This window comes from Microcoleus sp. B6-A1 (genome assembly GCF_036705085.1).
Classification (GTDB): domain Bacteria; phylum Cyanobacteriota; class Cyanobacteriia; order Cyanobacteriales; family Microcoleaceae; genus Microcoleus.
This window is the reverse complement of sequence record NZ_JAUBTU010000044.1, coordinates 25,647-38,475: the sequence shown is the minus strand read 5'-3', so window position 1 is coordinate 38,475 and position 12,829 is coordinate 25,647. Positions and strand designations below refer to the sequence as shown.

Annotated in this window: 11 protein-coding genes; 9 read left to right on the top strand and 2 right to left on the bottom strand. The window is 46.7% G+C overall.

Translation table 11 applies throughout. The features are described from left to right. Positions 1-99: 99 nt before the first annotated feature. The gene (locus QUB11_RS17660; RefSeq protein ID WP_333391281.1) at positions 100-1,380 is read right to left on the bottom strand and encodes a glycosyltransferase; all 1,281 of its coding nucleotides are present in this window, start codon (positions 1,378-1,380) and stop codon (positions 100-102) included. A gap of 356 nt (positions 1,381-1,736) precedes the next feature. Here QUB11_RS17660 and QUB11_RS17655 point away from each other — a divergent pair, with 356 nt between their 5' ends. The 9 genes from QUB11_RS17655 to QUB11_RS17615 all read left to right on the top strand — a co-directional run bounded on the left by QUB11_RS17655 (position 1,737) and on the right by QUB11_RS17615 (position 9,402). Further along, entirely contained in the window at positions 1,737-1,934 is a 198-nt protein-coding gene (locus tag QUB11_RS17655) for a hypothetical protein (RefSeq protein ID WP_333391279.1), read from the top strand. 64 nt (positions 1,935-1,998) lie between these two features. Beyond that, the gene (locus tag QUB11_RS17650) at positions 1,999-2,244 is read left to right on the top strand and encodes a hypothetical protein (protein ID WP_333204605.1); all 246 of its coding nucleotides are present in this window, start codon (positions 1,999-2,001) and stop codon (positions 2,242-2,244) included. Positions 2,245-2,268: 24 nt separating this feature from the next. Further along, positions 2,269-2,514: a hypothetical protein gene (locus tag QUB11_RS17645; RefSeq protein WP_333391278.1), complete on the top strand. Its 246-nt coding sequence runs from the start codon at positions 2,269-2,271 to the stop codon at positions 2,512-2,514. A gap of 108 nt (positions 2,515-2,622) precedes the next feature. Further along, the gene (locus tag QUB11_RS17640) at positions 2,623-3,156 is read left to right on the top strand and encodes an NHLP leader peptide family RiPP precursor (protein WP_333391276.1); all 534 of its coding nucleotides are present in this window, start codon (positions 2,623-2,625) and stop codon (positions 3,154-3,156) included. Positions 3,157-3,330: 174 nt separating this feature from the next. Further along, complete coding sequence (locus tag QUB11_RS17635; protein WP_333391274.1) at positions 3,331-3,903, top strand: NHLP leader peptide family RiPP precursor; 573 nt, start codon at positions 3,331-3,333, stop codon at positions 3,901-3,903. 115 nt (positions 3,904-4,018) lie between these two features. Then, the gene (gene lanM, locus QUB11_RS17630; protein WP_333391272.1) at positions 4,019-7,510 is read left to right on the top strand and encodes a type 2 lanthipeptide synthetase LanM; all 3,492 of its coding nucleotides are present in this window, start codon (positions 4,019-4,021) and stop codon (positions 7,508-7,510) included. A 4-nt stretch (positions 7,511-7,514) separates the two neighbouring features. Beyond that, a complete protein-coding gene (locus QUB11_RS17625; RefSeq protein WP_333204596.1) occupies positions 7,515-8,219 on the top strand; it encodes a hypothetical protein in 705 nt (234 codons plus the stop codon). 103 nt (positions 8,220-8,322) lie between these two features. Beyond that, on the top strand, positions 8,323-9,243 hold the full coding sequence (locus QUB11_RS17620) for a GNAT family N-acetyltransferase (RefSeq protein ID WP_333204594.1): 921 nt from the start codon (positions 8,323-8,325) through the stop codon (positions 9,241-9,243). A 24-nt stretch (positions 9,244-9,267) separates the two neighbouring features. Next, a complete protein-coding gene (locus QUB11_RS17615) occupies positions 9,268-9,402 on the top strand; it encodes a hypothetical protein (RefSeq protein ID WP_333204592.1) in 135 nt (44 codons plus the stop codon). Positions 9,403-9,764: 362 nt separating this feature from the next. Here QUB11_RS17615 and QUB11_RS17610 read toward each other — a convergent pair whose 3' ends face one another. Beyond that, on the bottom strand, positions 9,765-12,737 hold the full coding sequence (locus QUB11_RS17610; protein ID WP_333204590.1) for an NHLP bacteriocin export ABC transporter permease/ATPase subunit: 2,973 nt from the start codon (positions 12,735-12,737) through the stop codon (positions 9,765-9,767). Between the last annotated feature and the right edge of the window lie 92 nt (positions 12,738-12,829).

Genomic DNA, 12,829 nt, shown 5'->3' with positions numbered 1-12,829 from the left:
ATTTTTGTGAAATTGCGTTTTTGGGCTAGTTAAGACCAACCAAAACAGGCCGATCGATTTTAGATTTTAGATTTTAGATTTTAGATTGGACTCCACATCTTAGATTTTAGAAGCCAAGACAGGCTTCCCAGTCAATACAGCTTGTTCGATAATGTCAGCGGCGCGCTTGACTCCGCCCGATCGCCCGATCGCCCCTTGCATCTCGATCGCCCTTTGTTTATACGACTCTTGGGTTAGGACTTTCTCAATTGCCGATCGTAGTTTAGTCACGCTCAATTCCTTCAAAGAAACGACTTCGCCAACACCCGTCCAAGCAATCCGCGCTGCCACTCCTGGCTGGTCATTTGCCACAGGAATTGCCACCATCGGTACTCCATTGCTCAACGATTCCAAAGTCGTATTCATCCCGGCATGAGTAATCGTCAGAGTCGCTTTTTGCAGCAATTCTAATTGCGGTGCATAACCAACAACGATCGGATTTCCCGGCAATTGCGGCAAGGATTCGGGAGTCGCACTTCCGCCGAGAGATATTACCAATTGGGCATCTAATCCTTCACACGCAGAGGCAATTATTTTAAAAACATCCAGCAAGCGATTTTGCACAGTTCCCATCGAAGCATAAATCAATGGTTTGCCAGTTAATTGTTCAAAAGGAAAAGGCACTGGTTTGCGCGTCGCAGGATTGTGATAAGGGCCGGTAAAATGGAAATGCGGGGGTAAATATTGCCTGGGAAAGTCGAATTCAGGAGGCTGCTGGCTGAGTTGAGCAAGTTTCGAGTAAGCATCATTCGGGTGGGAGTGCAGAGGTAATTTCCACTCGTCGCGATACTCAGCAATGACCTCTCGAATCGGTCTTGTAAGCAAACTGAGTAACTGATAGCTAAGTTGATTGCGCCAACTCGCTATCCAAGTTGGACTGTATTGCCAAGGTGTACAAAAGGGAGGAATTTTGGGGTCTTGATTTAGGAGTAACGCACTGCAAACTGTGATAAAAGGAAGATTGAGAAAATCCGCGATCGTTCCTCCTTCCGGTGAAACTTGGTCTACGAGCAAAGCTTCTACACCAGCCTTTTTGATAGTTGCTGGAGCTTGTGAAAGGAGAAGATCTGAAACTTGGGTCAATAGTTTAATAGTATATCGAAAGGCTGTCAGTTCGCTGAGTTTCCCCAGTTGTGCCAAGCGTTCTGGCATTGAGCCTGCGGGAAATTCATCTTCAGCTAATGGCTGGAATTCTAAGCCGCTTGCTAAGGTTGTGGCTTTAGCATCAAGGAAGTTAAATACAGTAACTTGATGGCCTCGGCGAAGCAGTTCGTTGCCTAATGTTGTCATCGGGTTGAGGTGGCCGTTGGCTGCTGGACAGAAGATGCCGAAGTGGGTCATGAGTTAAGGCTCCGTGTGAATTTAACCTTTTTAGCATTTAATCGGCGGTGTGAGGGGTTTTTGTTGGGCGTTGGGGAGTTGGGCGGTGGGGCGATCGCTTGGAGAAACTCATGAATGGGACGCAGGCTTTAGTCATTGCAAGAGAGTGTTACCAGTATATAGTTGTATGCGATCTGCGATACCTAGCCAAAAGTTCAGGTAATCTCCTCAACTAAAGGTGAGTTAAAGCTAAGTTATTTTTATAGGTTCAAAACTCTACTTTGAGCTAGCTACTTTAGCCAGGAAATTTTCTAAACTAAATTTACGCAAAGGCCAGCCAGAGCCTAGCTGTAAAAAATCCACAAGGAGTAACTTCCATGTCGAGTGAAAGCATCATAAAAAAAGCAACATCTACACCGGAAAACTCAACTAATCAAGAATTGAGCGACTTGGAGCTCGAAGCGATCGCGGGTGGTATGCGTACTCTCACAATCGAAGGCCCAGTGCCGGACTATCTGAAACCCCGCATATCCACGCAACTGATTAACCACTTGCAGTCCTATTTCGGCAAATGAGCTGCTTGTAACTAGAAGCGATCGCGCTTCTGCTGAGTTTAAACATTTAAGGAGGAAACATCTGATGGAAAGCAACGATCTATTTTCGCAAGAATTACCGTCTGAGTTGTCCCAAATCGCAGCATCAGAACCGGAAAATTCAACTAATCAAGAATTGGACGAATTGGAATTAGATGCGATCGCGGGCGGCTGTTCCGATGCTGTCGATCAAGCTCGGGCTGCTGGTATCCCTGTTCTCACAATCAACCAACCGCCTCCAAAACTGCGCTTGACAATCCCTACGAAGATGTTGGAACTTTTGGGTTCATAACACAATTTAAAGGAGAAAACTGCGATGGAAAGCAACGCTCCCTTGTGCCAAAAACTCTCGTTCGAGCCGTCAAAAATTACAGCATCCAAACAAGAAATATCGACCCATCGAGAATTGAACGACTTGGATCTCGAAGCGATCGCGGGCGGCCGTTCCGATATGGCCGATCGCGCTCGGGCTGCAGGTATCCCTGTTATCACAACCAGCCAACCGCTTGAAAAACCGCGCTTGACAATCCCTATGAATGTGTTTGAATTTTTGGGTTCCTAACACAAGTTCAAGGGAAAATATCGATCTCGCAAAAAACTGTAGCACAGTTTGCTTTTGGCATAACTTGCCTGAAAAATCAGCAAATAATTGACATTGGAGGAAAGTAAAATGCCTGTAGTTCAAGAAGTATTAGAGCGTGTCTGGAGTGACGAACAACTCAGAAATAACCTGTTTAACAATCCCAAGGATGTTCTGGCAGAGTTTGGGATGAAGCTTCCCGACTCAGTGGCGGTGGAAGTTCACGAAAATAGTTCCAATTTGATGAACTACGTTCTGCCCAACTTTGATGAAATTCCCGCAGTAGTGGATCTAGAAAAGGTAGATCCTGTAGCGGGTAAAATCATGAAAAAGGCTTTGACTGAAGAAGCTTTTAAGACTCAGTTGCTTGCAGATCCAAAGAGTGCGATCGCCTCAGCAGCCGATATTCAACTGCCTGATTCTCTGGATATCCGAGTTTACGAAGATACTCCCACCGTCAAGCACTTGGTTGTGCCTGCCAACCCTGCCGATGCTGAATTGAATGATTTGGAATTAGAGGCGATCGCAGGCGGCGGCACCAAACCAAATCTGCCGCCTATTGTTACCGACTGTTTCGGTACAGGAGGGTTAGAAAAGTTGCTCAATAGCACCCAACCGTGTTAGGAGTTGCTTGAATCGCTGATTGACAATCACACTAGCAACAGTAGGGTGCGTGACCTTATTAGTTATAGCTACCTGTTAAAAATCGGCGACTTTCACGCAAAAAGCTGTAGCTTGCATAAATTGGTAGAAAATGTCTGACAAATCAGCAAATAATTGACATTGGAGGAAAGTAAAATGCCTGTAGTTCAAGAAGTATTAGAGCGTGTCTGGAGTGACGAACAACTCAGAAATAACCTGTTTAACAATCCCAAGGATGTTTTGGCAGAGTTTGGGATGAAGCTTCCCGATTCAGTGGCGGTGGAAGTTCACGAAAATACTTCCAATTTGATGAACTACGTTCTGCCCAACTTTGATGAAATTCCCGCAGGAGTGGATCTAGAAAAGGTAGATCCTGTAGCGGGTAAAATCATGAAAAAGGCGATAACAGAAGCAGCTTTTAAGACTCAGTTGCTTGCAGATCCAAAGAGTGCGATCGCCTCAGCAGCCGATATTCAACTGCCTGATTCTCTGGATATCCGAGTTTACGAAGATACTCCCACCGTCAAGCACTTGGTTGTTCCTGAAAACCCAGCCAATGCTGAATTGAATGATTTGGAATTGGAGGCGATCGCAGGCGGGATGAGCAAACAAAATCAGGCTAAGACAGGATGCGCCATAGCTGAGGGGTTAACCATCTTGCTCCCACCTCTCAGCGGAGGGGCAAAAGCTGCCTCCGCAGCAGCAGAAGCAGCTCTCGAAGGTAAGTAACCTTTGATTTTAGTGACAAATCTAGGTTGGGTTGAGTGAACTCAACTCAATCTACGCATCTTTCTACGATATTGATGATTGGTATTAATTACCAATTGCTCATTAACAATTTATTATGACTGATTTAACGCTTTCGCAAACTGTTCGCAAAATTGTCGAGAAAGCTTTATCGCCGGATGAGTGGACAGCTTTTCCCGATGCAGCATCATCCTTTCCTGATGCGAAACCTGAAGCTGAAAAGTTATTAGCGCAGTGGAAAAAACTGATTTCGCTCAAAACTAATGATGGTGCGGCATTTGACAAGCGGTTGCAACACTTGGGGTTAGAGCGCGAGAGTGCGATCGCTTATCTTGCCTCCCGCTGCTTGCCCGAAAATGCGAGTTTGCCTGCTTGGGCCAAACTGCTCAGCGAAGTTTTAATTCCCAGTAATTTTGCCCAACCTGTAGTAACTGTAGAGCAGTTGCAAGATTGGACGGATGAGGAAATTGATGCCTATAAACTCACTCTCAAGCAAACTCCAATTTTTCCAGAATTTATTCATCCTTTTATCTCGGTTGTCCTGCGGAAAATTAACGCCGCGATGCCTAATTTAACAGAAATACTTTCAGATCATGCTTGGAAACAAATAGCTCGATATTTGCTGTTAAGGCTTTCTAAAATAGCCGCCCGCGTTGTAGCTTGCGAAGTCAAACAGCGGCGCGATCGAGGTCAATTAATGGGCGTCACATCCCAAGAGCGATATCAGTATTTTGTTAGCAATATTTTAGGCATCCCAGAGGGTTTGTCCGAGTTATTTCTTCAGTATCCCGTACTGGCGCGGCTGCTGGCAGTTTGCTCGGAGCAAGCGGTGGAGGTTGCAATCGAATTCCTGCAACGCTTACAGCAGGATTTGAATGAATTAAAAGCTACATTTCAACCCAATTCTCATCTCGGCTTGCCGACTTCACTGCTGATGGGGATGTCCGATTTACATCAAGGCTCGCGCAGTGTTTGCATCATCGAATTTGATTCGGGTTTGAAGCTGGTTTACAAGCCGCGCAGTTTCGAGATTGACAACGCTTTTAACAGCCTAATTGACTGGCTGAATCAAACAAGAGACACACCAGAATTGCGACAAACACGCATCTTGATGCGGGCTGGTTACGGTTGGAGCGAGTTCATTTCAACCGCCGATTGTACTGCCAAAGAACAGGTAGCAAAATTTTACCAGCGTCAAGGAGTTTATGCCGCGATCGCGTACTTTTTATGCGGCACAGACTTCCACTGGGAAAACTTTATCGCCGCGGGTGAATTTCCAGTACCTATCGACTTAGAAGCACTTCTGGCAACTAGCATACACGAAGTACCGGAGGAGTTTAAGCAACTGCCTAAATATTTATATCCCTTGGGTATGTGTAGTGTATTATCTAGCTGTATGTCATTTTTTTGGCGCGCTGGTAATTACGACCAAATTTTGTTTTGCGGCACCGGCATCAACGGCTGCGGCGATCGCCCTTGGCACACCGGAATCACAGTTTGGCAAGGAATCGGAACTGATGAACTCAAACTAACTCGCCAGTACCTCAACTTTTACTTTAATAAGAATCTGCCTCGATCGCAGGGTGAGAAAATTCCTGTAAATGACTATATCGATGAGGTGATCCAAGGATTTTCTGCTGCTTATCGGACTCTCATGCAGCATCGAGAAGAGTTGCTCGCTGAGCGAGGAATTTTAGCAGCATTCCGCACGGTAACTACCCGTTCTGTTTTGCGCGATACCAACGATTATGCTAATACTCTGTTTTGGAGTTTGAAACCCGATCATTTAACATCGGGTGCGGCTTATGATGTTGCCCTAGAGTTGCTTTATAGAGAAATATCAGTCGGCAACAGCATCCCTTTTCCCAAACTATTGGATGAAGAAAAGCGCTGTTGCTGGCAGCAAAATATCCCCAGTTACTACAGTTCGCCTTTATCGCATTCCATCTACTCCTGCAGCGGAGTTTCCTATGAACTAGCGATTAATCAAGTTAGTTTTGAGCAAATGCAGCAGCTCTTGGGCGAAGCTTCAGAAGAAGATTTGATTTGGCAGTCAGAATTATTGCGAGTTTCATTAGAAATGTCTGTTTACCCTAGCGGTAAGCAAGTACAGGAAAAACAAGTCGGCAGCCAGACAGTTGATAATAATCAATTGTCCTTATTAAGCCTTAAGTCATCTGCTGTAAGCGAACAGTGGCTATTGGTAAGCGGTTGGTCAAATTTCAGCGAAAAAAACACCCAAGACGGGCAAGTGACGACCTCTGATGCGCGATCGGCAATGGATACCGACGGGGAATATAATAAACCAACCGCAAAGGCACAGAAACTGCAAAGAAAGGAAGGCTTTGAGCAAGTGATTTGGCATGAAAACCAGTCAGTAAAAGAACGCCTGCTTCAAGGAGCGATCGCTATTGGGGATGCGCTGGAAAAGTTAGCTATGAGTCACGCTTGGGGGAACAGTTGGCTCTGTTTTTCTAGAATTTCTCAAAATTCTACAGTAGTTGCTCCCATACATCCGCTTCCCTGGAATTCAATGGGTGCGGCGGGAACCAGTATTTTTCTGGCTAATCTCGCTTGTCAGACAAAGGATGAGCGGTACCAAAAACTGGCGCGGGGTGCATTAAAATTTACGGCTTCTGCGCTCCAACATTTTATCGATAAGGGATTGTGGGATGAAGTTCCTATTTCTGGATATAACGGCCTTTGTTTATTCATTTATGCTTTGACAGAATGCGGGCGGTGTTTAGATGACGAAATTTTAGGCGATCGCGCGCTGGATTGGGTTTTAAAATTAACGCCCGAGCGGCTGCGTCAGGAGCAAAACCCGGATGTTTTAAACGGTGCGGCAGGAGCTTTGTTAGCTTTGCTGCATCTATACAAACTGCGTCCAGATTCCCGGTTAATTGAACGGGCGACATCCCTCGGCGAAAGCATTCTCAACTGCCAGGAAAAAGCAGGAATCGATCGGGGATGGCGGATGCCAAATTTTGAGCGATCGCTGTTAGGAATGGGACACGGTGCGGCGGGAATTGCCTGCGCGCTGCTGCGTCTTTATGCCTTAACCGGAAACGAGCAATTTCGCATTTCTGCCGAGTCAGGTTTAGCCTATGAACGATCGCATTTTTGTCACGAAACAAAAGACTGGCCAAATCTTCAGAAATCACCGGGCAAACTTCAGTTTATGACAGGTTGGTGCGCCGGGGCACCGGGCATTGGTTTAGCCAGACTCGGTATTCTAGGAATTCTGGGCGACGAGTCAGAAATTAGAGATGAGATTGAATTCGCGATCGCGGCTGCACAGCGGCATTTAGGGAAATACCAGCATCACCTGTGCTGCGGCGAAGCAGGTAGAATTGCTTTTTTGTGCGCTGCAGCACAGCGTTTAGAACGGCCAGAATTGTTCCCTGTAGCTATTAGCGCCGGTCTCAAAATGATTGATTTCTACGAACAAGTCGGCCACTGGCGGCTGCAAGAGTTTTCTGAGCGAAATATTATTCCCGGTTTGCTAGACGGAGTTTCGGGAATTGGTTTAACGCTGTTAGGACTGATTTCACCCGAATCTACTTCTCAAATCATGCTTTTGGACTAAAACGATGAACGATAAAATTAACAGTTTCAGCGTACTTACAGAGCAAGAAGCTCAAAAAGTTCGTTCTACAGTCTGCGAACTAAAAGAGTTTTGGATCGAACGAAATCCCGATATGCCCTTTTATACCTTGGGGGCAGCCAGTTACATTGATGCCGCCAAAGATCGGCAAGATTACTGCTGTATGGCCAAAACTTATAACGCGATATTGCGCGATCGCTTGGGTTGGCTTTACGAACGGTTAGCCGACAAGCTGGCGCAATTCCTGAAAGCACCTGTAAGCTACCGACACGAGTTAGCACTGCCTGGGTTTCACGTCTACCTAGCCTGTAAATTGTTTGAGCGGCCAATTGCTTCAATTCACTGCGACTCCCAGTACAATCTGGTCAATTGGGAATCTCCAGACGAGACAAATTTCAATAATCCAATCTCTTTCACTTTAGCAATTTCGCTGCCAAAATTTGGCGGAGGTTTGAATGTGTGGAATTTGCATTATCCGGAAATAATTCAAATTAGTGACGCAGATTTTGTCCAGCTTGTCAAGTCGAGAATCAAAAACTATTATCCCTACCAAATAGGTCAGCTAATCTTGCATTCCGGCCATACCGTCCATCAGATTGCACCCGCAAAAAATATCCAACCAGATGATGAGAGAATCACCCTTCAAGGGCACGCACTTTTCAGTCAGGGCCGCTGGCAAATTTATTGGTAATTAGCTCAATTAGCTAGTGCTGGATGCCATAAAAAATCTGTTAGCTATTTTTATTAATCACTTTTCATAGAGAAGTAGGCAATTGTATTGGGAGGATTTGAATATGCTTGCATTGAATCGCATCGATAATCATTTAACAGGATTTGCTTATCAAGCATTTACCTTTCCGCGATTTCGCTACCGCTTGCAAGTCTTAAAACCAGAAGGCTCTACTGTTGCGATCGCGGCTTCTGATTCAAATGAGCCAGTGGGTTTAGCCTTAGCTGACATTTTACCCGACGGTAAAGCGGGGGAGGTACTATCTATTTTTGTGGAGAAGAAATACCGCAATCTAGGAGTTGGTACATCTCTGCTTGCCCGTTTGGAGGAAGAGTTATTATCGCGAGGTTGCGCGAGCGTTAATTTAGTTTATACAACAGGACAGCCAACAACATTAGCTTTAGAAAATTTGCTGCAAAAGTGCAATTGGACACCTCCCCAGCCTCGGATGATTGTGTGTAAATCGACAACCGATAAAATCGCAAATGCACCTTGGATGCAGAAAGCAACCCTACCGGCTGCCTACACAATCTTCCCTTGGGTAGAAATTACGGCAGAGGAACGTATTTTAATTAAACAGCAGCAAGCCGCAGCACCTTGGATTCCACCGCAGTTGATTCCTTTTGAAAACGAGGAAAATTTTGAACCTTTAAACAGTGTAGGTTTGCGTTACCGAGGACAAGTAGTAGGATGGGTAATCACCCATCGAATAGCACCCGACACCATCCGCTACACTTGCAGTTTTGTCAGACAAGACCTCCAAAAAATGGGTCGGATTATTCCTCTCTATGTTCGAGCAATTAAAATTCAGGAACAAGCAGGGATTCCCAAAGGGATTTGGACAGTTCCGTTCGTCTATACCTCAATGGTTAGTTTCGTCAAAAAACGCATGGCATCGTACATGATTTCTATTGATGAAAGCAGGGGTTCTTTTAAATCATTAGGAGATGGGGGGACGAATGTCTTCCTTGAAGGACGAGTTTGACCTGCTAGTCGGAGAAATTTTTCTATGTTACAAGCACTCTACTTGATGCAGCAAGCCCCCGATATGGGTAACACTACAATATTTAGCGTTGGCTTAGTTATCGCCTGCTTGCTATTGCTAATTTTGTTGTGGTTGCCCGATTTGCTAACAAAAGAATAAGCCTAATTTGGCTCGATTCATAGTGATGGCTGTAGGGGCGGGTTCACCGAAATCTCTCGAACCGATCGAACAATCCCATAAACCCGCCCTCCCCCGCCTTGATTTACATCAACATTTTTCCAATAAATTAGCGGTACATTGGTATTGTTGGTGGGGTGGGGGCGGGTTTACGAGATTGTCGATTTTTGCCAGATATTGTTGGTGAACCCGCCCCTACGGGTTGGATTTACATCAACATTTTACCCCGTAAATTAGCGGTACATTTGTATTGTTGGTGGGTAGGGCGGGTTTACGAAATTGTATATTTTTGCCAGAGATTGTTGGTGAACCCGCCCCTACGGGTTTGTGAAATCGCGTTTACATTACTCTAACTGTCGCGCCACTAATCGAGCAAATAATCCTCCCTGTTTTACCAATTTCTCAAACGAACCAAATTCTACCAAACGGCCGGCTTCAATTACATAAATGCGATCGGCATTGCGAATCGTACTCAGGCGGTGGGCGATGACAACTCGCGTCACATTCAACTTATCCAAACTCTCAGTAACGATCGCCTGCGTGCGGTTGTCCAAAGCACTCGTAGCTTCATCCATCAGGATAACCTTTGGTTTGACAACCATTGCGCGGGCAATTAACAATCTTTGCCGCTGGCCTCCCGAAAGATTCGTGCCGCCCTCGCTGACAACCGTGTGCATTCCCATCGGCATTTGTTCGATATCGGCGGCTAAACCGGCCATTTGCGCGGCTTCCCAAGCTTCCTCCTGCGTTACCATCGCCCCGCAGGTAATATTGTCAAACATCGAACCAGCATTAATTCTGCCGTTTTGCAGCACTACTCCTAACTGCCGCCGCACAGCTTGAACGTCGAGGCCTGCTAAATCTTGATTGTCGTAATAAACAGTGCCACTTTGTGCTATTTCAAATCCCAATAACAGCCGAAATAATGTTGATTTGCCGCTACCCGACGGCCCGACGATCGCGATAAATTCTCCCGGTTGAATATTGATGCTGACATCATCTAAAATTGGGGGGCCGTCCTCCCGGTAGCGGAAAGTTGCCCTATCGACAGTAATTTGACCTTTTAAGCGCCCCGGATCGGCTTTTGTCGGGTCAGATTCCGGGATGCCCTGGACGATCGGTTTGGCTCGCTCCCACAGCGGTACAATTCCTAAAATATCAGTTAGGGTATTGCTCAAGTCAGTGACGCCAGAAAGAAACGTTCCGAAGGCGGAATTAAAAGCAAGAAAGGTTCCCATATTCAGTCCGCCTCCTCCTGTTTGAGAGGTTTGCATGAACACAATTGCAAACCAAAACATCAGAATAGAACTAACTAACGGCAGCGCTTCGTTAAACACAGAAACGCTGTCGTCAATTCGTTTAATTCCAGTTCTTAATTTGATTTGCTGGCTGTACTTTTTCGCCCAAGCTGCAAATGCTCGCCCTTCTGCGGCCGCTACCCGCAGCTTTGAGACTCCGTTAATCAGTTCTACTGTCAGCCCGTTAATGTCGCCATCTCCTGTTTCCATCTGCCGCTCTTTTGGGATTAAGAGCAAGCTGGATGTGACTGTTACTATAACCGCGATCAAAGTTAAACCAATTCCGACTAAAGCCAGTGGCAGGCTGTAAACAAACATCAGCCCCAAATTCAGCAGGGAAAATATCGCGCTCAAAAGTGTCCGCTGCGTCGCGCCGCTGAGTTGGGCACGAATTTGATTAACTGCTAATAAGCGAGTCAGCAAGTCGCCAGAAGAATAGCTGCGAAAAAACGCCGGTTTTAATCTCAGCAATCGATCCCAAACTGCCGGCTGGAGAGTGCCGCTGGCAGCATTTTCGATCCGCAGTGTCAGAATTGTTTGGGCGATGCTAAATACAGCCCGTCCGATCGCGGCAACTAACAACACCAGCCCTAGCTGCCACAGTAAAACGCGATCGCTGTCAGGAATAGCATCATTGACCAAAATCGAGGTAGCTTGCGGCGTCACCATCCCCAACAGCGTTCCCAATATCCCCAGCCCGAAAGCAACGATGATGTCTTTTTCGTAGCCCTTCGTCCCGAAGCGAAACAGTTCCGCAGCGTTGTGAAGCAATAGCGGCAGGGGCCGGTAAAACATGAGAGTTTCTGACGACAACTCTTGGGCGATTGCTTTAGTTACCCGTTGGTGGCTGCGATCGATCGGATCGAACAAAGTATAACGATCTCCCTTACCGGGCAGCAAAGCTACAGGTCGATTTTCGGACTTTGTATAAGCCAACAGCGGGCCACAGTTCTGCCGCCACCAATCTCCAACCAGCAGCACGCGGCGGGTGCGAAATTGGGACGATCGCGCGATCGCCTCCATCGGATCTTTAACTCGACTCAAGTCTTCGGAACCCGCCGGGGGCTCGACGGTAATCCCTTGTGCTTTACCCACAGCCCCAGCAGCGATTAACAGCGGCGTTCCTTCCTCAGACAAGGCAGTTTTCCGGGGATGCAAAACCTCCGTTAATTCTCCCAAAGCTGTCTGAGTTACTTGGCGGTTTAGCTGTTCGCGTTCCTGAAAACGGCGGAATTCCTCTGCTTTTTGCTGGGAAACCAGGAAGTTCAAGCCGCAGTAAAAATACTCGTGCAGCAACGCTAAACTCGCGGGCAGCCCGGAGGCATTTTCCACTTCTGCTGTTGAGAAGATTTGCACCTCAACTTCCCCGGATGCCACCAGCAGCATATTCCCAGCCAGGGGAAACGCTGGGGAAGTGGAATTTAACTTCAATTCCCCGACACTCGCATCGCCCGATCGCACCTGCACCCAGACAACTGTTCCCGGTGGCGATCGCAGAATTTGACCTTTTTGCAGCGATATCTGCTGCGACGCTGCTAAAACAACAGTTTCTGGCGCAACTTTTTCATCCGGGGCGTGAAGCGCATCTATCCCGTAGGGAATCACTCGTTCTCCCAAATGCTCTATCCACCCTTCCACAAGCGATCGCGTTTTGCTGTCACCAGCAGCAACTAAAGCGGCACAATCTGCGATCGCGATCGGTTCCAGTTCCGTTTCGGCGATCGCGATCGCCAGAAGTCCCCAACCTGGTTTTAAATTTTCTCCTTGTTTTTCTGCTTGTCTTTCTCCCCCCCTTAGCAAGGGGGGGTTGGGGGGGGTAATGGCGCCGAACAAAGCCTCGCCTGCACCAACGCTGAACAGATAATAGCGGTTTCCGGCAGGCTTCTCACTTTGTATCTTGGCTGCAAAAACTGCGATCGCGCCCGACTTAACAATCCATACCTGATGCGGGTCATTCAGCAGCAGCGGTTCATTTCCTTTAATTCGGTGCAGTTTCTTAACAGGATTTAGATCGAGCATAGCTAGTAATTTGCGATTAGTAATATCAAGTCGGGTTAATCTCAAAATCTGGCACCATTCTCAATAAGTCTTTCATGGGCGGGCAGGATGCC

Excerpts from the sequence above, each read along its gene's own strand:
- QUB11_RS17660 (WP_333391281.1), bottom strand. The coding sequence starts at position 1,380 with ATGACCCACTTCGGCATCTTCTGTCCAGCAGCCAACGGCCACCTCAAC.
- QUB11_RS17655 (WP_333391279.1), top strand. The coding sequence starts at position 1,737 with ATGTCGAGTGAAAGCATCATAAAAAAAGCAACATCTACACCGGAAAAC.
- QUB11_RS17650 (WP_333204605.1), top strand. The coding sequence starts at position 1,999 with ATGGAAAGCAACGATCTATTTTCGCAAGAATTACCGTCTGAGTTGTCC.
- QUB11_RS17645 (WP_333391278.1), top strand. The coding sequence starts at position 2,269 with ATGGAAAGCAACGCTCCCTTGTGCCAAAAACTCTCGTTCGAGCCGTCA.
- QUB11_RS17640 (WP_333391276.1), top strand. The coding sequence starts at position 2,623 with ATGCCTGTAGTTCAAGAAGTATTAGAGCGTGTCTGGAGTGACGAACAA.
- QUB11_RS17635 (WP_333391274.1), top strand. The coding sequence starts at position 3,331 with ATGCCTGTAGTTCAAGAAGTATTAGAGCGTGTCTGGAGTGACGAACAA.
- lanM (WP_333391272.1), top strand. The coding sequence starts at position 4,019 with ATGACTGATTTAACGCTTTCGCAAACTGTTCGCAAAATTGTCGAGAAA.
- QUB11_RS17625 (WP_333204596.1), top strand. The coding sequence starts at position 7,515 with ATGAACGATAAAATTAACAGTTTCAGCGTACTTACAGAGCAAGAAGCT.
- QUB11_RS17620 (WP_333204594.1), top strand. The coding sequence starts at position 8,323 with ATGCTTGCATTGAATCGCATCGATAATCATTTAACAGGATTTGCTTAT.
- QUB11_RS17615 (WP_333204592.1), top strand. The coding sequence starts at position 9,268 with ATGTTACAAGCACTCTACTTGATGCAGCAAGCCCCCGATATGGGTAAC.
- QUB11_RS17610 (WP_333204590.1), bottom strand. The coding sequence starts at position 12,737 with ATGCTCGATCTAAATCCTGTTAAGAAACTGCACCGAATTAAAGGAAAT.